Annotated in this window: 1 protein-coding gene; it reads left to right on the top strand. The window is 56.1% G+C overall.

Annotation, left to right across the window (positions count from 1 at the left end):
• Positions 1-34 precede the first annotated feature (34 nt).
• Positions 35-392, top strand: a 358-nt coding sequence (locus AC1D0P_RS31235; RefSeq protein ID WP_477680270.1) for an EamA family transporter, incomplete at its 3' end; no start/stop codon positions are given.

The following is a 392-nucleotide window of genomic DNA, read 5'->3' as shown; positions in this document are numbered from 1 at the left end:
GGTTAAAGGACGTGATCACCAATAGACAGAAGCCATGCCTCATTCCCATTCCGCCCATCCGCATATGATCCGCGGCTTGATGATCATGGCATTCGCAATGCTCCTGCTGCCCTGCATGGATGCGATCGCCAAATACATGCCGCTCGCCGATGTGTTCGCCATCTATTTCGTCGAACCGTTCATTCTGACGGCAATGTCGGCGCTATTCCTCGGCGAAACAGTCGGCTGGCGGCGCTGGATGGCCATTCTTATCGGTTTCGGCGGAGCGATGATCGTCATCCAGCCGAGTTTTGCGATTTTTGGCGTCAAGGCCTTGCTGCCGGTCGTCTGCGCCTTTCTCTACGCGATTTATCTGTTTCTCAACCGCGCCATCGGCGATGCCGATCCGCCAC

The sequence above is a fragment of the Polaromonas sp. P1_G2 genome (assembly GCF_056405515.1).
This window is presented reverse-complemented; position numbering and strand designations above follow the sequence as displayed.